Annotated in this window: 20 protein-coding genes; 3 read left to right on the top strand and 17 right to left on the bottom strand. The window is 63.3% G+C overall.

What is annotated here, in order from left to right; all coding sequences use genetic code 11:
• Positions 1-343 precede the first annotated feature (343 nt).
• The 9 genes from CKW13_RS03375 to CKW13_RS03335 all read right to left on the bottom strand — a co-directional run bounded on the left by CKW13_RS03375 (position 344) and on the right by CKW13_RS03335 (position 11,066).
• Positions 344-1,921: a flagellar hook-associated protein 3 gene (locus tag CKW13_RS03375; RefSeq protein WP_095106980.1), complete on the bottom strand. Its 1,578-nt coding sequence runs from the start codon at positions 1,919-1,921 to the stop codon at positions 344-346.
• A 14-nt stretch (positions 1,922-1,935) separates the two neighbouring features.
• Positions 1,936-3,993, bottom strand: a complete 2,058-nt coding sequence (flgK, locus tag CKW13_RS03370) for a flagellar hook-associated protein FlgK (protein WP_095106978.1) — start codon at positions 3,991-3,993, stop codon at positions 1,936-1,938.
• A gap of 10 nt (positions 3,994-4,003) precedes the next feature.
• Positions 4,004-5,275 carry a flagellar assembly peptidoglycan hydrolase FlgJ gene (gene flgJ / locus CKW13_RS03365; RefSeq protein WP_095106976.1) on the bottom strand — a complete coding sequence of 424 codons (1,272 nt, stop codon included), beginning with the start codon at positions 5,273-5,275 and terminating at the stop codon, positions 4,004-4,006.
• Between the two features lie 9 nt (positions 5,276-5,284).
• Positions 5,285-6,394 (bottom strand): flagellar basal body P-ring protein FlgI, encoded by a 1,110-nt coding sequence (locus CKW13_RS03360; protein WP_095106974.1) that lies wholly within the window; start codon positions 6,392-6,394, stop codon positions 5,285-5,287.
• A gap of 15 nt (positions 6,395-6,409) precedes the next feature.
• Positions 6,410-7,105: a flagellar basal body L-ring protein FlgH gene (flgH, locus tag CKW13_RS03355; protein WP_095106972.1), complete on the bottom strand. Its 696-nt coding sequence runs from the start codon at positions 7,103-7,105 to the stop codon at positions 6,410-6,412.
• Between the two features lie 51 nt (positions 7,106-7,156).
• Positions 7,157-7,942 (bottom strand): flagellar basal-body rod protein FlgG, encoded by a 786-nt coding sequence (gene flgG / locus CKW13_RS03350; RefSeq protein WP_095106970.1) that lies wholly within the window; start codon positions 7,940-7,942, stop codon positions 7,157-7,159.
• A gap of 45 nt (positions 7,943-7,987) precedes the next feature.
• A complete protein-coding gene (locus CKW13_RS03345; RefSeq protein ID WP_095106968.1) occupies positions 7,988-8,728 on the bottom strand; it encodes a flagellar basal body rod protein FlgF in 741 nt (246 codons plus the stop codon).
• A 471-nt stretch (positions 8,729-9,199) separates the two neighbouring features.
• A complete protein-coding gene (rmuC, locus tag CKW13_RS03340; protein ID WP_176465042.1) occupies positions 9,200-10,567 on the bottom strand; it encodes a DNA recombination protein RmuC in 1,368 nt (455 codons plus the stop codon).
• A gap of 175 nt (positions 10,568-10,742) precedes the next feature.
• Positions 10,743-11,066, bottom strand: coding sequence for a hypothetical protein (locus CKW13_RS03335; protein WP_095106964.1), 324 nt, complete (start codon positions 11,064-11,066; stop codon positions 10,743-10,745).
• Between the two features lie 946 nt (positions 11,067-12,012).
• Between CKW13_RS03335 and CKW13_RS03325 the strand changes: the two genes are divergently transcribed.
• From CKW13_RS03325 to CKW13_RS03315, 3 genes are all read left to right on the top strand, one after another.
• Entirely contained in the window at positions 12,013-12,237 is a 225-nt protein-coding gene (locus CKW13_RS03325) for a hypothetical protein (protein WP_007898912.1), read from the top strand.
• Positions 12,238-12,514: 277 nt separating this feature from the next.
• Positions 12,515-12,997 carry a hypothetical protein gene (locus CKW13_RS03320; protein WP_095106962.1) on the top strand — a complete coding sequence of 161 codons (483 nt, stop codon included), beginning with the start codon at positions 12,515-12,517 and terminating at the stop codon, positions 12,995-12,997.
• A 148-nt stretch (positions 12,998-13,145) separates the two neighbouring features.
• Entirely contained in the window at positions 13,146-14,420 is a 1,275-nt protein-coding gene (locus CKW13_RS03315) for an OmpP1/FadL family transporter (RefSeq protein ID WP_095106960.1), read from the top strand.
• A gap of 66 nt (positions 14,421-14,486) precedes the next feature.
• Here CKW13_RS03315 and CKW13_RS03310 read toward each other — a convergent pair whose 3' ends face one another.
• The 8 genes from CKW13_RS03310 to cobU all read right to left on the bottom strand — a co-directional run bounded on the left by CKW13_RS03310 (position 14,487) and on the right by cobU (position 19,817).
• Positions 14,487-15,038, bottom strand: coding sequence for a glutathione peroxidase (locus CKW13_RS03310; RefSeq protein WP_095106958.1), 552 nt, complete (start codon positions 15,036-15,038; stop codon positions 14,487-14,489).
• Between the two features lie 56 nt (positions 15,039-15,094).
• On the bottom strand, positions 15,095-15,217 hold the full coding sequence (locus CKW13_RS24685) for a hypothetical protein (protein ID WP_256576493.1): 123 nt from the start codon (positions 15,215-15,217) through the stop codon (positions 15,095-15,097).
• On the bottom strand, positions 15,214-16,404 hold the full coding sequence (locus tag CKW13_RS03305) for an MFS transporter (RefSeq protein WP_176465041.1): 1,191 nt from the start codon (positions 16,402-16,404) through the stop codon (positions 15,214-15,216). The genes CKW13_RS24685 and CKW13_RS03305 overlap by 4 nt, the downstream gene beginning before the upstream one ends.
• Before the next feature lie 60 nt (positions 16,405-16,464).
• A complete protein-coding gene (locus CKW13_RS03300; protein ID WP_095106951.1) occupies positions 16,465-16,869 on the bottom strand; it encodes a MarR family winged helix-turn-helix transcriptional regulator in 405 nt (134 codons plus the stop codon).
• Between the two features lie 71 nt (positions 16,870-16,940).
• Positions 16,941-17,672, bottom strand: coding sequence for an adenosylcobinamide-GDP ribazoletransferase (locus CKW13_RS03295; RefSeq protein ID WP_095106945.1), 732 nt, complete (start codon positions 17,670-17,672; stop codon positions 16,941-16,943).
• Positions 17,673-17,674: 2 nt separating this feature from the next.
• Positions 17,675-18,250 (bottom strand): alpha-ribazole phosphatase family protein, encoded by a 576-nt coding sequence (gene cobC / locus CKW13_RS03290; protein ID WP_095106943.1) that lies wholly within the window; start codon positions 18,248-18,250, stop codon positions 17,675-17,677.
• The gene (gene cobT / locus CKW13_RS03285; RefSeq protein WP_095106941.1) at positions 18,247-19,299 is read right to left on the bottom strand and encodes a nicotinate-nucleotide--dimethylbenzimidazole phosphoribosyltransferase; all 1,053 of its coding nucleotides are present in this window, start codon (positions 19,297-19,299) and stop codon (positions 18,247-18,249) included. The genes cobC and cobT overlap by 4 nt, the downstream gene beginning before the upstream one ends.
• Entirely contained in the window at positions 19,296-19,817 is a 522-nt protein-coding gene (cobU, locus tag CKW13_RS03280; protein ID WP_095106939.1) for a bifunctional adenosylcobinamide kinase/adenosylcobinamide-phosphate guanylyltransferase, read from the bottom strand. The genes cobT and cobU overlap by 4 nt, the downstream gene beginning before the upstream one ends.
• Positions 19,818-19,865 lie beyond the last annotated feature (48 nt).

The following is a 19,865-nucleotide window of genomic DNA, read 5'->3' as shown; positions in this document are numbered from 1 at the left end:
CAGCTCACGCCATAGGAGTGTCTCCATCATTTCAACCTCGCAAACAAGCAAGGCGCGATGGTAACGACGCCGATTCCGGCTAGAAATCAGACTAAACGGACGCGATAAGTGGGAATCGGCCTACGACTGTTCAGGCCCTTAGCGGAGATGGCGGCAGGGCGGCTGCCGCCAGAGGTGCATGACGGCCCAATCGCGGGCGAGCGGAGCACCGCCCGGCCGCTCCCACAGAGGCTCCTCACACAGAAGCTCTTTCACTGGGAGGAGGTGAGTATCGCAACGCCCAAAACAAAACCGGCCAGCCCTGGTGTCAGGGCCGGCCGGCAGTGGTGCGTCACGCGAAGGGTCAGAGCTTGTTGAACAGGCTCAACTGGGAGATTTTCACGAACGCCAGTTGCGAGGCTTGCAGCATCGCCTGCTGGAACGCCAGGTCGATGGAGGCGGTGCCGATGTCGGTGTCCACGATGGCCGATTGGGAGCTTTTGTTGGCCAGGGTCTGGCTGGTGTTTTCCGTCTCCTGGATGGTCAGGGAATTGAGGCGCGAGCCGATAGCGCCGCGCACGGTGTCTACCTGGGTGCTGGCGTTGGCCAGGTTGGAGATGGCGGCATCCACGGCGTCCTTTTGCTTGGCCTGGGCCAATACGTCACCATCGGTGGGCACTTCCAGGGCCTTGCGCAACTGCGCCAGGGTGTCCAGTGCGCTCTGGCTGCGGTGGCTATCGGAACCTACGGCAAATTGGTCGCCGTTTTCGGGAACGCCACTGATCTCGAACTTGACGCCCGCGACCGTAATCGAGCTGCCCGTCATGGTGCCATCGGCAATGGGCTTGCTGTCGGGCCCGTAAGGCTGGGCGTAGACCTTGTAATCCGGGGCCGTGGTGAACTTGATGACCGCGCCGCCACTGGGGAACCCGGCCACATAGTCGGCCTTGTTATCCACCGCCGCACCCGTGACCTGGGCCGTGGAGGTGTTACTGGGCGTGCGCGAGACGTTGAAACTGTCCGGCTTGGTCGCAAGCTGGAAGATATGGTCCTTGACGGCCGCATCCGGATCGATATCGGTGTCCTTGAGGTTCAGGCTGATGTCGAACTTCACGCCACGCAGCTCAATGCTCGAGGCCCCTTCCTTCTTCGCGTCGAAGAGGCCATTGCCCGGAATCTCCGAGGTCACGTCCGCCCCGCTGGCCCCTTTCACGGTGTACTGGGTGCTGCTGGTGAAATGCACCGTGTACGGCTCGTCGGAAGCGAAGCTCTTGGTATAGGCATTGGTGGAGGTCATCAGGCCGGCCGAAATCAACACCTTGTCGTCATTGACCGACAGCGGGTCCTTCACCACTTGGGTGCGGCCGGAGTTGATCGCCACTTCCAGAATGTTTTTGCCGGTGTCGTTGCTGGCGATTTTCAGCGTGTCCGACACTTGCAGGCTCAGCTCGGTTTCGTCGCCCTGATAGCTGTAGCTGCCATCGTTGTTCAACACATAGGGCGGCGTCGACGTCTTGGAGCCGGAGAACATGTACTGGCCCGCGGAATCCTTGGTGTTGAGCAGGCTCAGGACCTGTTTTTCCAACTCGCCGATTTCACCGGCAATCGACTTGCGGTCGGCATCACTGATACCCGCACCGCCCGAACCACCGGCCTTGAGCGCCAGCTCACGGCCACGCTGAATGGCATCGTTAATGCTCACCAGCACGCTTTCTTCGTTGGCCAGGCTGTTCTTCAAGCTGCCGATATTGCCGTTGTACTGGGTCAGCATGTTTTGCTGCTGTTGCAGCAGCAGCAACTTGGCCGCACCCACCGGGTCATCCGCGGCCGACTGCAGGCGCACGCCGGAAGTGACCTGCTCCTGGGTCTTGACCACGTTGGAGAAGTTGTCGGAATACTTGTTCGCCGTGAACTCAAAATACTGGGCGGTAGAAATGCGCATCGTCGACGACTCCCTTAAAGACTGTTAATCAGCGTGCTGAAGGTTTCTTGCGCGGCTTTGATGATTTGCGACGACGCCGTGTAGTACTGCTGGAACTTGAGCAGATCGGAGGCTTCGTCTTCCAGGTTGACCCCGGACACCGAGTTACGCGCAGCCTTGGCGCTGGTCAGGATGGCGTTATTGGCCGCGTTGTCGACGCCGGCCTTGCTGGCATTGGCACCCACCTGCTCGACCAAACGGCTGTAAGAGCTGGTGATGCTGAACCCGGAATTGCCGTTGCTGATGCCCACCGTGGGCTTGTTCTGCAACTCCAGCATGGCGTTGGCGTTGCGGTTATCCGACTTACCTTCGGCGTTGAACTTGACGGTAAAGCCGTCGCCGTCGGCGGGGGCACCGCTGATGGCCGTGTTGAAGGCAAAGGTCCGTGGCTGCGAGGCGGCATCGAGCATCGGCGCGCCGGTTGCATCGCGCATCGGTACGTTGATGGTCAGCGCGTTCTTTTGCCCTGGAATGATGCTGCCACTGCCGATGTCCGCGCCTTTGGAGTCGAACACCTTGTAGCTCTGGGTGCCCGTGAGCGGGTCCGGTTTGCCGAAGGCGATCTTGACCGGCATGGCGTGTTCGATGCCGATGCGCTGTTGCGCCAGGTCCGCGCCGCCGTAGATGTCCAGGGGCAGGGTCAAGGACGGCGCATCCATGATGCCGGTGCCATCGTTGCCGGTGCTGGTGGCCACCAATGGGCCGGCAAACGCCAATTTGTTGGCATCGGTCAATTGCACGCCAATGTTGCTGGCGCCCGAGCGGGTCGGCGACACGGTGAAACTGTCACCGGCCTGCATGGGCCCGGCGCCATCCGGCGCCAACGAAACACCGTCGAACACCAGCGGCGGGTTGGGCGCCGGCAGCGCGGAGTCAAACGAGCCCATGGCCTTGCCGTCCGAGCGGGTGACGCTGTAGGCCGTCGGGCTGCTGAAGGTCACTTTGTAGTCGAACACCGACAGCGCACTGGTGTCCTTGATGCTGACGTTCAGGTTGCCGGAGCCGGCGCTGTTGGTCGTAGCACCCTGGCTGCGCTGGGTAATGGCCGTGGCGCTGTTGAGGTTGTTGAACAACGACGTACCGAACTCACCGTTGGCGTCCAGGCCCTGGCCCAACTGGGTGTTGATCGCCCCGGTCACCACCATCGCAGTGCGGCCCAGGTCGTTCATGGCCGGTGCCAGCACTTCATCGCGATAACGCACCAAGCCGCCGATCTTGCCGCCGGTGACCACCGAGGTGATGTCGGCGCTGGTCTGGCCGTAGTTGATCGAGATGTTGTACTGGTTCTTATCGTTGGTCGATGGCGTCGCCGACAAGGTATTGGCGATGCTGCCCAATACCAGGGACTGGCCGGTGCCCAGGGAAATATCGTAGCTGCCATCACGCTCGTGAACCTTGACGCCCACCAGTTCGTTGAGCGAGCGCACCGCTTCGTTACGGGCATCGAGCAGGTTGGCCGGGCCGCTGCCGCCGGTGCTCGACTGCGAGATCTGCAGGTTCAGCGCGGCAATGGACGAGGTCAACTGGTTGACCTGGCTGGTCAAGGTGCCCAGTTGGCTGTTGATGCCTTCGTTCTGCTGGTTCAACTGCGAGGCGATGGAGTTGAAACGGTTGCTCAGGGTCTCGGCGCTGGTGAGCAGCAATTGCCGGGCCGGGACGTTGTCCGGGGTGGCCGCCGAGGTCTGCAGGGCGGAGAAGAAGCCGCTCAGGGCCGAGGTGATGCCAGTGGTCTTGTCCGAGAGCAGTTTGTCCACGGAGCCGATCTGGTCCAGGTACGCCTTGGCGTCGCTGCTCAGGGCCGTGGTGGTCTGCAACTGGCTATCAAGGAAGGAGTTGTAGATCCGGCGCACGTCGGCAAGGGTCGTGCCGCTGCCGATGAAGACGTTGCCGAACTGGTTCGAGGCCGAGCTGACCTGCACGTTCGACTGGCGCGAGTAGCCAGCAGTGTTGGCGTTGGCAATGTTATTACCAACGGTCGCCAAACCTGACTGGCTCGCGTTGAGCCCAGACATCCCGATGTTGATCAAACTCATGGCTCAAACCTTATAAAGTCGTGGTAACACTCGCCGAAGCGTAGTTTTCGTAGCTCTTCATCTGCTTGGCAATCTGCGAGATCTTGCTCGCATAGTTCGGGTCGGTGGCATAACCGGCCTTTTGCAACTCACGCACAAACTGTTCCGGGTTATCGGCCGACTTCAGCACTTCTTGATAACGATTGTTGCTCTGCAACAAGGTCACCAGGTCGTGGAAGCTGTCCTGATAGGAGTCATAGGAACGGAACGCCGCCGTCTCCTTGACCATCGCGCCATTGCGGAACTCGCTGGTGATGGCGCGGGCCTGGTCGCCCTTCCAATTGCCCGTGGCCTTGATGCCGAACAGGTTGTGGCTGCTGCTGCCGTCCTGCTGGCGCATGACCGACTTGCCCCAACCGGTTTCCAGGGCGGCCTGAGCCACCAGGTAACGTGGGTCGATGCCGATGCGATCCGCCGCCTGCTGGGCCATGGGCAACATGGTGGCGACAAACTGATCCGCCGAATCGAACGCCTTGCGCGCCGGCGCCAGCGGTGGCTGGGCCACGGCCCGGCCGTACACCTGCATACGCCCCCCAGGCGCGGCGAAGCTGCGCGCCGCTGGCCAGTCGCCCTTGACCACGCCATCGGCGGCGGCCGTGGCGCGCTCCGGCAACGCGGTGTGAGCCGCAGCGCTGGCGGACGGGACGATCCCGGCCAGCAGGCGATCGGCCATTTTCGGCGGCAAAGCCAGGCGCCGCTGGTTGAGCAGCGCCATGTCGTTGCGCACGCTGCCCGTCTCGCCGCTGGCGGCCACCGTGTGCTCGGCGCGCGAGGCCCACAACGGCCGCTGGCCATTGACCCGGCCCAGCGGCCCGTCAGCAGTGGTGCCGGCGGCAATCGGCGTGGGCACCGCCACAACGGCCGGGGCCTCGGTGCCCGAGGTCAGGCCGGAGCCATCGGCGGGCTTGAGATTTTTTTCTTTGGACATCTGGCGCATCAGCACATCGGCCAGGCCGATGCCGCCGCCCTCGCGGGACATCGAGACCGCCAGTTGCTGGTCGTACATTTCCTGGTACTGCTTGGCCGCCGCAGTGTTGAGCGGGTTGTCCTGGCCCAGGGTGTCGGTGGCCTTGCGCATGGACTTGAGCATCTCGTTGATGAACAGCGATTCGAATTCCTGGGCCACCTTGCGCAGGTTGCCGTCGCTGTTCTTGTCGCCCACCTTGAGCTGGTTCAAGCGATTGAGGTCCGAATAGGCCCCCGAATCCTGGCTCGACACCACACCGCTCTTACGAATATCCATGGCCGGGCCTCAAATCACGATCAGGTCGGCTTGCAAGGCGCCGGCCTGTTTCAGGGCTTCAAGGATCGCCATCAAGTCACCTGGCGCTGCGCCGACCTGGTTCACCGCCCGCACGATCTCATCGAGGGTGGTGCCCGGGCCGAACTTGAACATCGGCTTGGCTTCTTGCTGGGCATTGACCCGCGAGCGCGGCACCACGGCGGTCTGGCCGTTGGACAGCGGGCCGGGTTGGCTGACGATGGGGTCTTCGGTGATGGTCACCGTCAAGCTGCCGTGGGTGACCGCAGCCGGCGAAACCTTGACGTTCTGCCCGATAACAATGGTGCCGGTACGCGAATTGATGATGACCTTGGCCACCGCTTGGCCCGGATCGACCTCGAGGTTTTCCAGGATCGACAGGTAGTCCACGCGCTGGCTCGGGTCCAGGGGCGCGGTCACGCGGATCGAGCCGCCATCGATGGCCTGGGCCACGCCCGGGCCGAGCATGTCGTTGATCTTGTCGACGATGCGCTTGGCGGTGGTGAAGTCGGAACGGTTGAGGTTCAGCGTCAGGCTGTTGCCCTGGTTGAAACCACTGGGCACCGCACGCTCCACCGAAGCACCGCCCGGGATGCGCCCGGCCGACGGGACGTTGACGGTGATCTTGGAACCATCACGGCCCTCGGCGTCGAACCCGCCCACCACCAGGTTGCCCTGGGCGATGGCGTAGACGTTGCCGTCGATGCCCTTGAGCGGCGTCATCAGCAGCGTGCCGCCGCGCAGGCTCTTGGAGTTACCGATGGAGGACACGGTGATATCCACTTGCTGGCCCGGCTTGGCGAACGCCGGCAGGTCGGCACTGATAGACACCGCCGCGACGTTCTTCAACTGCACGTTGCCCGAGCCCGGCGGCACCTTGATGCCGAACTGCGAGAGCATGTTGTTGAAGGTTTGCAGGGTAAACGGGGTCTGGGTGGTCTGGTCGCCCGTACCGTTGAGCCCCACCACCAGGCCATAGCCGATCAATTGGTTGGAACGCACGCCCGAAATGCTGGCGATGTCCTTGAGCCGCTCGGCGTGAGCGGCCAAGGGAATGCCCGTCAACAACAGGGCCGCCAGCAGGTGCTTGAAATTGCGCATGGGACGTTTCATCACCTAGAAAGGGAACAGCGGGCTGAGGAAGAACCGGTCGAACCAGCCCGGCTGGCTGGCGTCGGCGAACGAGCCGGTGCCCGAGTACGTGATGCGCGCGTCGGCAACCCGGGTCGAGGACACCGTGTTGTCGGTAGCGATGTCGTCGGAACGCACCAGCCCGGCTATACGCACCAGCTCATCGCCGGTGTTGAGGGTCATCCACTTCTCGCCGCGTACCGCAATGATGCCGTTGGGCAGCACATCGGCCACGGTCACGGTGATCGAACCGGTCAGGCTGTTGCCCTGCCCGGCCTTGCTATCGCCCTTGGTGGCGCGGTCGCCGCTATAGCCCACGTCCAGGCTCAAATCGCCACCGCCCACCGGGTTATTGGTGTTCAGCCCGCCACCGAACAGCGACGTCAGGCCAATGCCGGTCTTGCTGTTCTTGGCCAATTGCGAGTTGGCGTTTTTGCTGGCCTGGGTCTTCTCGTTCAGGGTGATGGTGATGATGTCACCGACCCGGAACGCCTTGCGGTCGCCATACAGGTTCTGCTCGAAACCGGCCTGGTAGATCGAACCGTTATTGGCCGCCGCAGGCAAAGGGGTGCGCGGCAACACCGGCGCGTAGTAAGGGTCATTGGGCTTTGGCGGCGGCGCGACACAGCCCGCGAGCACCACGGCCCCACTCAATGCAAGCACACACACAAACCGATTCATGACCCTTCCTCACGGTGTAGCTGGCCCCCTCACGGGCGCCTTAAAGACTGATTACAGATTCTGCGTTACGAACGAGAGCATCTGGTCGGCGGTGGAAATCACCTTGGAGTTCATCTCGTAGGCACGCTGGGTGGTAATCATGTTGACCATCTCCTCCACGGTGCTGACGTTGGAGGTTTCCAGGGTGTTTTGCAGCGTCAGGCCAAAGCCGTTCAGGCCCGGGGTGCCGATCTGCGGCGCGCCGCTGGCGGCGGTTTCCATGAACAGGTTGCCACCGGCGGCTTGCAGGCCGGCCGGGTTGATGAAGTCGGCGGTCTGCAGGTTGCCGATCACCTGGGCGGCCGGGTTGCCGGCGATGGTGATGGACACGGTGCCGTCCTGGCCCACGGTGAAGGTCTTGGCGTCGGCCGGCACGACAATGGCCGGCTCCAGCGCGTAGCCGTTGGCCGTAACGATCTGGCCGTTGGAGTCCAGGTGGAAGGTGCCGTCACGGGTGTAGGCCGTGGTGCCGTCCGGTTGCAGGATCTGGAAGAAGCCCCGGCCGTTAATGGCCATGTCCAGCGGCTGCTCGGTGGTTTGCAGGCTGCCGGCGTTGAAGTTCTTCTGCGTGCCGACGATGCGCACACCAGTACCCACTTGCAGGCCCGACGGCAGTTCGCTGTCCTGGGTCGACTGGGCGCCAGGCTGGCGTTTGATCTGGTAGAGCAGGTCCTGGAACTCGGCGCGATCGCGTTTGAAACCCGTGGTCGAGACGTTGGCCAGGTTGTTGGAAATGGTAGTCAGGTTGGTGTCCTGGGCGGACAGGCCTGTTTTGGCAACCCATAGAGCCGGAAGCATTCGATTCTCCTCGTGCGCCTGTTTTACGGCGCGACGTTGTGGTGATTAGCTGATCTGCAAGACCCGAGCCATGGCCTGGTCGTCTTCTTTGGCGGTGTTCATCATCTTGATGTGCAGCTCGAACTGCTTGGCCAGGGCCAGCACCGAGGTCATTTCCTCAACCGCATTGACGTTGCTCGACTCCAGAAACCCAGACACCAATTGCACATTGGCGTCGGCCGGCGCGGGCTGGCCGTCCTTGGTGTGGATCGAACCGTCCAGGCCTTTGGTCATGGTCTTGAGGTCCGGGTTGACCAACTTGATGCGGTCCACTTCGGCCATCACCCGCGGGCCTTCACCCATGGCGCGGATACTGATGGTGCCGTCCTGGCCGACTTCGATCTTCTGCTCGGGCGGCACGGCAATCGGCCCGCCATTGCCCATCACCGGCATGCCATTGCCGGCGCGCAACATACCCAGGGCGTCGACATTCAGGCTGCCAGTGCGCACATAACCTTCACCGCCATCCGGGGTCTGCACGGCGATCCAGCCATTACCGCTCACGGCCACGTCCAGGTCACGCCCGGTTTCCACCAGGGAGCCGGCGCTGAAATCCGTGGCCGGCCGCTCGGTCAGGGCAAAGGCCCGCGCCGGAAAGCTGTCGCCGAACACCGGCATCGAGCGCGCCTGCTCCAGGTCGCGCTGGAAACCGTTGGTGGAGATGTTCGCCAGGTTGTTGGCATGAGCCTTCTGCGCCAAGGCATTCTGGCTGGCGCCGGTCATTGCCACATAAAGGTACTTGTCCACAGTCGTTCCTCTGCATGCCGGACGTTTGCCGCCCACTGCTGTACTGACTGAGCCACAAGCAATTTGCAGACCAACTCACTCTGTGACGCCTCGCGAGCAAGCGCCACGGGGGATTGGCCGCTGGCAGCCCATTGCAAGGGCCAACACAAAGACGAAAAACCGGCGGTGTTATGCCGCTGGGCGGCAAAGATCGGTGGCTTGAGCGACCTGGGGGGGGGGGAGTTAATCCTTGTGGGAACGGGTTTGCCCGCGATGGCGGTGGTTGGGCTGTATAGACGCGGCTTGGCAGTACCGGCCTCATCGCGGGCAGGCCCGCTCCCACAGTTGAACAGTGGTGTGGGTGGGATTTTGATCTTTCCTCTGTGGGAGCGAGCCTGCTCGCGATGGCCGCTGAGTGGCGGTGACGAATGGCAGGGGTAATACAGCTGCTCCCACAACAAACTCGGGCCTACAAAAAACCTGCTGCGCGCTCTACTCCGGCAACTCCAGCATCTGCCCATCTTCATCGGTCATGGCCCGCTCCAGCAGGTCGGCCGGCAGGCTTTTGCTGGCGCGGGCGCCGAGCAGTTTGAGTTGTTCGCTACGGCTGACCAGGTTGCCGCGCCCTTCTGTCAGCTTGTTGCGCGCCGAGGCGTAGGCTTTGTCCAACTGCTGTAAACGCCCGCCAATTTCGTCCAGATCCTGGATAAACAGCACGAACTTGTCGTACAGCCACCCGGCGCGCTCGGCGATTTCCCGGGCGTTCTGGCTCTGGCGTTCCTGCTTCCACAGGCTGTCGATCACCCGCAACGTGGCCAGCAGGGTGGTGGGGCTGACGATCACGATATTGCGGTCGAACGCCTCCTGGAACAGGTTCGGCTCGGCTTGCAGGGCGGCGGAAAACGCCGCCTCGATGGGCACGAACAGCAACACGAAATCCAGGCTGTGCAGCCCTTCCAACCGCTTGTAGTCCTTGCCGGCCAAGCCTTTGACGTGATTGCGCAACGACAGCACATGCTGCTTGAGGGCAATCTGGCCGACGCCGTCATCGTCGGCCGCCACGTACTGCTGATACGCAGTGAGGCTGACCTTGGAGTCGACCACCACCTGCTTGTCGCCCGGCAAGAGGATCAGCACATCCGGTTGAAAGCGCTCGCCGTCCGGGCCCTTGAGGCTGACCTGGGTCTGGTACTCGCGGCCCTTCTCCAGCCCGGCGTGCTCCAGTACCCGCTCCAGGATCAGCTCGCCCCAGTTGCCTTGGGTTTTCTGGCCTTTGAGGGCGCGGGTCAGGTTGGTGGCTTCATCACTCAGCCGCAGGTTCAGTTGTTGTAGGCGTTCAAGCTCCTTGCCCAGGGAAAAACGCTCGCGGGCTTCGGCCTGGTAGCTTTCCTCGACGCGCTTTTCAAAGGACTGGATGCGCTCTTTCAAGGGGTCGAGCAATTGCCCCAGGCGTTGCTGGCTGGTCTCGGCAAAACGCTGCTCGCGCTCGTCGAAGATTTTCCCGGCCAACTCGGCGAACTGCGCGCGCAACTCGTCCCGCGAGCCTTGCAGATCGGTCAGGCGTTGCTGATGGCTGTCCTGCTGCTCACGCAACTCGGCCGCCAGGGCGGCAGCCTGGGCGTCGAGGCGGCGCAGTTCGGCGTCCTTGCCGGCGCGTTCCAGGTTCCAGGCGTGGGCGGCATCGCGGGCATTGTCGCGCTCGATCTGTAACAGCTCGACCTCGCGGCGCAGGGCCGCCAGTTCCGCCTGTTTGAGGGTATTGGCCTGGCCCAGGTCGCTGATTTCGTCGCGGGCCGCGTCGAGTTGGGCATTGAGCCCTTCCTGGGCCAGTTGCGCGGTGTTGAGGCGCTCTTCGAGCAACGCCAGGCCAGCCTGGGCGCTGGCGGCGCGGCGCTGGATCTGCCAGGCCAGCACCAACAGCGGCAACCCGGCAGCCACCAGCCCCAGCACGATGCTGATTAAGTCCACAGCCATAGCCACTCCTGCCATCGGGATAAAAGCCGAAGGTTAACCAAGGCCTGGCGCCAGGGACAGCTCAGCCTTCGATTTGCGCCAGTTCTTGCTGGGCGCGCTCATCGCCGGCGCGGGCGGCCTGGCGCAGCAGGTCGTGGCCGATGCGGCGGTCGCGGGCATTGCCGCATTCGCGGCACATCAACTGGCCCAAACGGCTCTGAGCCATCACCACCCCTTCACGGGCCGGTTGCTTGAGCAAACGGCCGGCCAGGTGCTTGACGCTGTAGTTGGCGGCCAGGCGCGGGTTGTCCAGCAGCCACACGGCCACGCGCAAGGTGAAACGGCGAGTTTCGGTAACACCGCTAGGTGCCTGGATAACAGAGTTTGATACTGAGCGAAACTTCATAAAGCACTGTGGGGTAGATCGCAGGGCGCGCCACTCTACTCCTTTTTTCCCACGGGTAAAGCTGAAAAAATTGCGGCACGCCCGTGCTAGAGCAAGCGCCTGGGACAATCCACAGAAGCTGTGGATAACTCAGTGGACAACTGCCCCCGAACCGCCTCAAACCCCCACGGGCCGGGGCTCGCGCTCAAACTGACGATTTTTTCACCAGCAAAAAAAAACGATGTTTTTCATTGACTTAAATTTCCCATGCAGGCAGCACCGGCGCAGCGGGGCCAGGTGACAGCACGGTGACAAGCGGCGCAACTTTTGTGCACAAGTACCCATGAAGCGGTTATATCGGCGCCCCTTTTTAGCTCGCCACGGCGATAATCCCCGCCCCCATCCGCCACCACGCACCACAAGCGCACCACCAGCCGGCGTGCAGGCAAAAAAACAATTTTGTGCTACCCCCGCCAAGCGCGCCAAACCCACCCTGGCAAGTTTTTTGCCTATCACACTTCCTTTCTCAAATTCAATGCGTTAGTATCCGCGGCGTTAGTACCAAGCTGAAAGTCAATTACGGTCGCACAGTCCCCCGGTAAACCTTCCCTAAAGAGAAGCCTCTACCGACAACACGGGGTCCGACCACCTCGATGGTTTCCAGGTATCACTTACGCCAACACTGCCTTTGAACTGCAAAGGGTGCTGCGAAGTTTTCATACTCTGACCGAACCAACCTGCAAATTGATCAGGATCTTCACCCTGGGCCCAGAACCTTTGCCCTTGATGTGCTGCCTGCCCTCCTAAGTACCTACCTGCCAGCCCAAGCGCGCCAATTAATTGCGCTCTCCACTGGCTGCTTTGTTCCAGTCGGGTTCTTCGTTCGACCAATGGTGGTCGACGTTACTGGAACGTTTTAACGTTGCACGGTTCTTAACCGTGTCATTTGTAGGAACACCTAATAACTATGTCGACTCAAATCCATACTCAGGATGCCATTCGCACCCTAACCAATGCTTTTGCACCTATGAACTGCCTCATCATGGCAGCACGCAAAGGCTGTTTCAGCTTCACGCTGGTCAACGAACACGGTATCGCCCGTCACAGCGAACGCCTGTACCCCGACCAGTACTCCAGCGCCGAGCCGCTGCAGGCCGTGATCGAGCGTACCCGTCAGGCACTGGTTGCCTGATACGCCGTAAAGGCTGAAACACCCAAAAGCCTCGCCTTAAAAGCGAGGCTTTTTATTGCCTGCACACTTTGCCCGATCGTTGGACAACTAAGATCGAACAGATATATCGGTTATAACTCGCCGACAGAAATGTTGTTAAAACAGGCCTTTACAGCCGCAATATGACACTACACTTCAACTCAAGCGGCATGATCCGCTTGCGGCGAGCCTGATCCTCCCTTCCCTGCTGCCAAGCGCCATCAGGCATCGCCGCCCACCTTTCGGTTCCGAGGGTTTTATGGGTATCGCCGCCAGCGAACTGTGCCGCTACGTGATTCGTCCGACCCTGCTTTACCTCGGGGCCCACAGTCAAACCGCAGAAACCCTGCTGCTGGGCATCGCCGCCAGCCAGTCGGCCCTCGGCACCGCCCTGCACGACCGCCGCGGCCATGGCCTGTACCGCATCGCCGAACCCCGCCACCGCGCCCTGTGGGACCACTACCTGGCCCTGGACCCGGAGCGCGCCAGCCTGGTACGCGGCCTGGCCAGCCAACATGCCTTCCTCAGCGGCCCGCACCTGGAGCTAACGGTCAACCTGCGCTACGCCACCGCCATTGCCTGGCTGTTGGTAGAAGAACAACAGGCCGTACTCCCCGAACCCGACGACCTTTTGGGCATGGCCCGTATCTGGCGTCAGACGTTTCAACCCCAGGGTCGCCTGCGGGATTTCACCCGTGCCTGGCACACCTGCATCGCCCCTGCCAGCCAAATCGTCTGCTAATCGGGCGTTTTGCAAGATTGCATGGAACGCGCTGGGAAAATGGTCGGATTGTCCTACAAAACCGCTCTAACTCAAGCATTACAGCGCTATAGCGCTTGAGCGAAAATGTTGGTAATTTCCGCCCCGGTGATTTCCAGGAGTTCTAATAATGAAAAAAGTAATGCTCAAATCCAGCCTTAGCCTTGCCGTCATGATGGCGTCCACGCAGGTCTTCGCCAGTGGCTTTGCCATCAACGAACAGAGCATCAGTGGCATGGGTACTGGTTTTGCCGGGCGTTCGTCCATCGCTGACGACGCCAGCACCGTTTTTGGCAACCCTGCCGGTATGTCCCGCCTCAAGCGTGAACAAGTCACCGGCGGTATCGCACTGCTCGACGCCCACACCGATATCAGCGATGTCAGCGCCAGCCACCCCGGCTCCAGCAAGGGCGACATGGTGCCGTTCATCGGCGTGCCCATGGGTTACTACGTCAAGCCCATCGACGACCACTGGACCTTCGGCCTGGGCATGTACGCCCCGTTCGGCCTGGTCACCGACTACGAAAGCGGCTTTGCCGGCCGTTATTTCGGCAGCAAGAGCGACGTCAAGGTCATGACCTTGCAGCCCACCGTGAGCTACGCCTTCAACGACCAGGTGTCGATCGGTTTCGGCCCGACCATCAACCGCATCACCGGTGCCCTGGAGTCCGCCCTGTCGGTGACCCCGGCCGCCGCGAACATCCCCGATGGCAAGGTCAAGATCAAGGGCGACGACGTGGCCCTGGGCTACAACGTGGGCATTCTGGTACAGGCCACCGACAGCACCCGCGTGGGCCTGACCTACCACTCCAAGGTCAAGTACAAGCTTGAGGGCGACACCAAGGTCAACTACGGCGTGCTGGGCCTGATCGGCCAGAAAGCCAGCCAGAAGTACGACGCCTCCCTGAGCCTTGAAACCCCAGAGTCGGTGGACTTCTCGGTGACCCACGCCCTGGACGACCAGTGGACCCTCTACGCCGGTTCCACCTGGACCCGCTGGAGCCGCCTCAAAGAAATCACCGTGGAAAACAGCGGTGTACCCGGCGCATTGGCCGGCCAGTTCGGCGAAATCACCGAAGAACAGAACTGGCACGACACCTGGGCCCACGCCATCGGCGCGTCGTACCAGTTGAACAAGCAATGGGTGCTGCGCACCGGCCTGTCGTTCGACCAGGCACCGACCAACAACACCAACCGCTCGCCGCGCATCCCCACTGGCGATCGCAAGATCCTCAGCATCGGCGCTGGTTGGAGCCCGACCGACGACCTGACCATCGACGTGGCGTACTCGTACCTGCGTGAAGAATCGGTGCGGGTCGACGACAACAACGGCCGCCAATCCTACAAAGCCAAGTATGAGAACTCGGCCAACGGTTTTGGCGTAGGCGCTACCTACCGCTTCTGATAGGCCGCCGCGTACAAAAAAGCCCCGCGCTCTTACACAGAGGCGGGGCTTTTTCGTGGCCGGCGATCAGGGCTTGGAGGCCAGGGCCTGCTCCACGGCCTGGAGGAATTCAGCGTTGTCCGGCTTGGTCAGGCTGGAAAAATTGGCAATTACCCGGCCCTGGCGGTCCACCACGTACTTGTAGAAATTCCACTTCGGCGCGCTGCTCTGTTCGGCCAGGACCTTGAACAGATGGGTGGCATCGGCGCCGCGCACGTGCTGCGGCTCGGTCATGGTGAAGGTCACCCCGTAATTGACGTAGCACACCTTGGCCGTCTCGGCGCCGTCCTTGGCTTCTTGCTTGAAGTCGTTGGACGGCACGCCGATCACCTCCAGCCCCTCGCCCTGGTAACGCTGGTACAAGGCTTCGAGGCCTTTGAACTGCGGGGCGAAGCCGCAAAAGCTCGCCGTGTTGACCACCACCAGCGGCTTGCCGGCGAAACGCTGGCACAGGTCGATGGTTTCCTTGGCATGCAACTTGGGCAGCGAGCCCTGCAACAGCGGCGCGCATTCCCCCGCCAAGGCCGAGCCGCCCATGGCCGCCAAGAGGGCGGGAACCGCAAGCCAGCGCATCAGCATGGTGAATGTCCTTTGAAAAGTCGTTGGAGGGTGACGTTACTCGCCCTCCCGCGCCTCTAGCAAGCGCCCATGCCCAGTTGCATCAACGCCAGGCCACCCTGGTGCCAGCCCCACCAGGCCAGGCCCAGCAACAGCGCCGCCAGGGCCAGAGCCACACAGGTGCGCAGCACTCGCTTCATAGCGCGACCTGCAAGCGCGCCACCGGGCGCTCGCGCACCGGCCAGTTGAGCGCCGCCGCCAGCAGGCTGAGGAGGATCGCCACCTGCCAGATCAGGTCATAACTGCCCGTGCGGTCGTACACCACGCCGCCTAGCCAGCCACCGAGGAACGAGCCCAATTGGTGGAAGAGAAAGACAATGCCGCCAAGCATCGACAGGTTGCGCACGCCGAAGAGTGTGGCCACGGTGCCGTTGGTCAGCGGCACCGTGGACAACCACAAAAAGCCCATGGCCATGCCGAACAGGTAAGCGCTGACCTGGGTTACCGGCAGCCACAGGAACAGGCCGATCACCACCGCGCGCAGCAGGTACAGGCCCGTGAGCAGGCGTGGCTTGGACATCCGCCCGCCCAACCACCCGGCGGTGTAGGTGCCGAAGATATTGAACAAGCCAATCAGCGCCAGCACCGTGGTACCGGTGGTGGCGGGCAGGTGCTGGTCCACCAGGTAGGCCGGCAGGTGCACGCCAATGAACACCACTTGAAAGCCGCAAACGAAAAACCCCACCGCCAGCAGCCAGAACCCGGAATGGGAACACGCCTCGCGTAGCGCTTCGCCCAGGGTCTGTTCATGGCCCAGCAGGGGCAACGGCTTGTCCTTGAGCATGCTCACCAGCGGCACGATCAGCGCCACCAGCAGGCCCAGCACGAGCAAAGCCGCCGACCAGCCCAGCCAACCGATCAGGCCCAGGGTGCCGGGGAGCATGGCGAACTGGCCGAAAGACCCGGCAGCACTGGCGATGCCCATGGCCAGGCTGCGTTTCTCCGGCGCCACGGCGCGCCCCACCACGCCGAGAATCACTGAGAACGAGGTGCCCGACAGGCCCACGCCAATCAGCAAACCCGCGCTCAGGGACAGGGTCAGCGCCGAGTCGGACAAGCCCATGCAGATCAGCCCCACGGCGTACAGCACGCCGCCGATCAACACCACTTTGGCCGCGCCGAAGCGGTCGGCCAGGGCGCCGGTGAAGGGTTGGGTCAGGCCCCAGATGAGGTTTTGCAGGGCGATGGCGAAGGCGAACACTTCCCGGCCCCAGCCAAAATCGGCGCTCATCGGCGCCAGGAACAGGCCAAAGCCGTGCCGCACGCCCAAGGACAGCGCCAAAATCAGCGCGCTGCCCAGCAAAATCCAGCCACTGGTTCGCCACATCGTTGTCATTTTTATTCTCCAGTCGCGGGTATATACCCGCTTATCAACAAACAAAATCGCTTAGGCGAGTTCGTCCAGCAAGGCCAACAAGGTTTCGCGTTTTTCTGCGCCCAGTCGTTCGATCAAGCGTTGCTGCGCCGCTTCCCATGCCGGCAGGGCCGCTGCCAGTCGTTCGCGCCCCGCTTCGGTGAGTTGCACGACGCGGTTGCGCTGGTCTTCGCCCTCCACCAGGGTCACCAAGCCATCACACTCCAGCACCCGCAGGTTGCGGCCCAAAGTGCTGCGGTCCAGGCCCATGGCCTGGGCCAGGTTGGAAATGCTCGGCTGGTCCAGACGTTGCAGGTTACAGAGCAAGGAATACTGGGCGACGTTGATCCCGAAGCCATCCAGGGCGCCGTCGTAATGCCTGCTGACGCCACGGGCGGCGCGACGCAGGTTGGTGCACAAACACTGAGAAGGAAGCATGGTGCGTGTATATACCCGCAGTCCGGTAAAAGCAACGAAATGATTCAGCGCCGGCCGCGCCGCCGCCCCGTTCAAAACAGCACCCAACCCACCAGCACCGCCATTTCCAGCAGCTCCAGCAGTGCCCCGGCGGTGTCGCCCGTGGTGCCACCCAAGCGCTGGATCATCACCCGGCGCAGCCATACGAACAGCAGCGCCGCCAGCAGCACCGCCAAGCCGCCGGGGATACCGCCCAGCGCCACACACGCCACACCACTGGCCACCAACACCTGCTGGCCGACCTGGCGCGGCACGTGGTCGGCCAGGGCCTGGCCCAAACCGCCGGCACGCATGTAGCGGGTGGTGAGGAACAGCGCAAGCAAAGCGCTGCGGCCGATCAACGGCGCCACCACCAGGGCCATGGCGCCGCCCTGCTCGATCAACGCCACCAACGCGGTGAACTTGAGCAGCAACACCAACCCCAGGGTGACCACGGCAATGGGCCCGCTGCGCGGGTCTTTCATGATCTCCAGGGTGCGCTCCCGGTCGCCAAAACCGCCGAGCCAGGCATCGGCGCTGTCGGCCAGGCCATCGAGGTGCAAGCCGCCGCTGAGCACCACCCAGGCCGCCAGCAACAGCGCCGCGTGCAGCAATAATGGCGTACCCGCCAGCAACCCGTGCAGCCCCCACAGCACCGCGCCGAACAGCAAGCCCACCAGCGGATAAAACAGCAGGGAACGCCCCAACTCTTGCGGCGCGGGCATGCCCGGCAAGCGGATCGGCAGGCAGCTGAGAAATTGCAGGGCGATCCAGAACGCCAACATGCTCAAGCCTCCTCGTGCAACACGGCGTCAGCCTCGACCCGCAAGGCGAACAGCGCGCCATGGGCCACTTCGACGTTAAGCAATTGCTCGCGGGGCAAGCCCCGGGCGCGGGCCAGCAGCAGGCGCATCACCCCGCCGTGGCTGACCAGCAACACCCGCTGCCCGGCGTAGGCGCGGTGCAAACGCTGCACCGCCGCCAGCACTCGCGCGGCGAACTGCGTCACCGGCTCGCCCTCGGGTGGGGTGAAGGCGTAAGGGTCGCTCCAGAACAGGCCCAAGCCTTCGGCGTCGGTTTCCATCAGCGCCGCCGCGCTGCGCCCTTCCCAGGCGCCGAAATGCAGTTCTTGCAGATCGGCTTCCAGGTGCACCGGCACACCGAGGCGCGCGCCCAGTTCTTCGGCGAAACGGGCGCAGCGTTGTAGCGGCGAGCTAAGCACTCGGTCCCACGGCCCCTGGGCCTGCACCGCCGCGCGCATCTGCGCCCAGCCGTGCTCGGTCAGGGCGTCGTCGAGGCTACCGCGCAAGCCGCCGCCCAGCTCGGTTTCGCCGTGGCGCAGCAGGTCCAGGCGCAAGGTCATGCCGGGCGATCCGCCACGGCGGCTTCGGCGAAGGTTGCCATTTTCCCGTGCAGGTCGCAGGCCAGGCGCAGCAACGGCACCGCCAGCGCCGCGCCGCTGCCCTCGCCCAGGCGCAGGCCCAGGTCCAGCAACGGCTCAGCCTGCAAGGCCTGCAGCACATGGCGATGGCCAGGCTCGGCACTGCGATGGCCAAACAGCAACCACGGCCGGCAGCCTGGGTTCAGGCGCACGGCCACCAGGGCCGCGACGCTACAGATAAAGCCGTCCACCAGCACCGCGATGCCTTCCTGGGCACAGGCCAGGTAAGCGCCCACCAGCGCTGCCACTTCAAAACCGCCCAGGTTATAGAGGGTCTGCAACGGGTCGCCGCGCTGGGCGGTGTGCAGGGCCAGGGCCCGTTCGATGACCACGGCTTTGTGGCTGACCCCCGCCGCGTCCAGCCCCGTGCCGGGCCCGGCCAAGTGGCTCACCGGGCAATCGAGCAAGGCGCAGGCCAGGGCGCTGGCGCTGGTGGTGTTGCCGATGCCCATTTCGCCACCAATCCACAACTCGGCGCCCGCCGCCCGCGCCCGCAGCACGCTGTCGCGCCCCGCCGCCAGGGCCTGCTGGCCCTGGGCCGCGGTCATGGCTGGGGCCTTGGCGAAATTCGCCGTGCCCGGCCCCAGGTTGAGGTGGCGCACGCCCGGCAGGTTCAGCGCCGGGTCGATGGTGCCTAGGTCGACCACCTCCAATTGCGCCGCCAGTTGCCGCGCCAACACGCTGATGGCTGCGCCGCCGCTGACGAAGTTGTGCAGCATCTGCCCGGTCACCGCTTGCGGGTAGGCGGACACGCCCTCGGCCACCACCCCGTGGTCGCCGGCGAAAATCGCGATCCACACCTGCTGCGCCGCAGGTTTGAGCCGCCCTTGCAGCGCCGCCATCTGCACCGCCAACGCTTCGAGCTGGCCCAGGGAGCCGGCCGGCTTGGTCAATTGCTGCTGGCGCGCCAGGGCTTGCTCGCGAGCCTGGGCGTCGGGGGTGCGGCACGGGTTCAGCCACCATTGCTTCATAAGGGGGTTCCTTTCAACGTCAGGGGTAGCCCGGCGACGGTCAGTACCACGCGCTGGCAACGCTCGGCCAGGGCTTGATGCAGCCAACCGGCCTCGTCGACATAACGGCGCGTCAGCTCACCCATAGGCACCACGCCCATGCCGGTTTCGTTGCTGACGAAAATGATCTGCCCCGGCAAGGCGCCGAGGCAGTCGAGCAGGTGTTCGCGCTCCTGGGCCAGGCGCGCGGGGTCGTCCTGCATCAGCAGGTTGGTCAGCCACAGGGTCAGGCAATCGACCAGCAGGCAAGTGTCGGCGCGGGCGTTGTCGCGCAGCACCCGGGCCAATGCCAGGGGTTCTTCGATCAGCCCCCAGTGGGCCGGGCGGCGCTCGCGGTGATGGGCAACGCGCGCGCTCATTTCGCCGTCCAGGGCTTGGCTGGTGGCGATATAGGTCACCGCCAGAGCGCTGTCGGCAGCGAGTTTTTCCGCCAGGCGGCTTTTGCCGGAACGGGCGCCGCCGAGGATCAGTTGGTGCATAGGGCTTTTTCCTTTAAAGGGGGTGTGGTGACGGGCGCTATCGCGAGC

The organism is Pseudomonas sp. Irchel 3E20 (genome assembly GCF_900187645.1).
Lineage (GTDB): Bacteria > Pseudomonadota > Gammaproteobacteria > Pseudomonadales > Pseudomonadaceae > Aquipseudomonas.
Note: the sequence above shows the minus strand (reverse complement) of the source record. Positions and strands in the feature narration are given on the sequence as shown.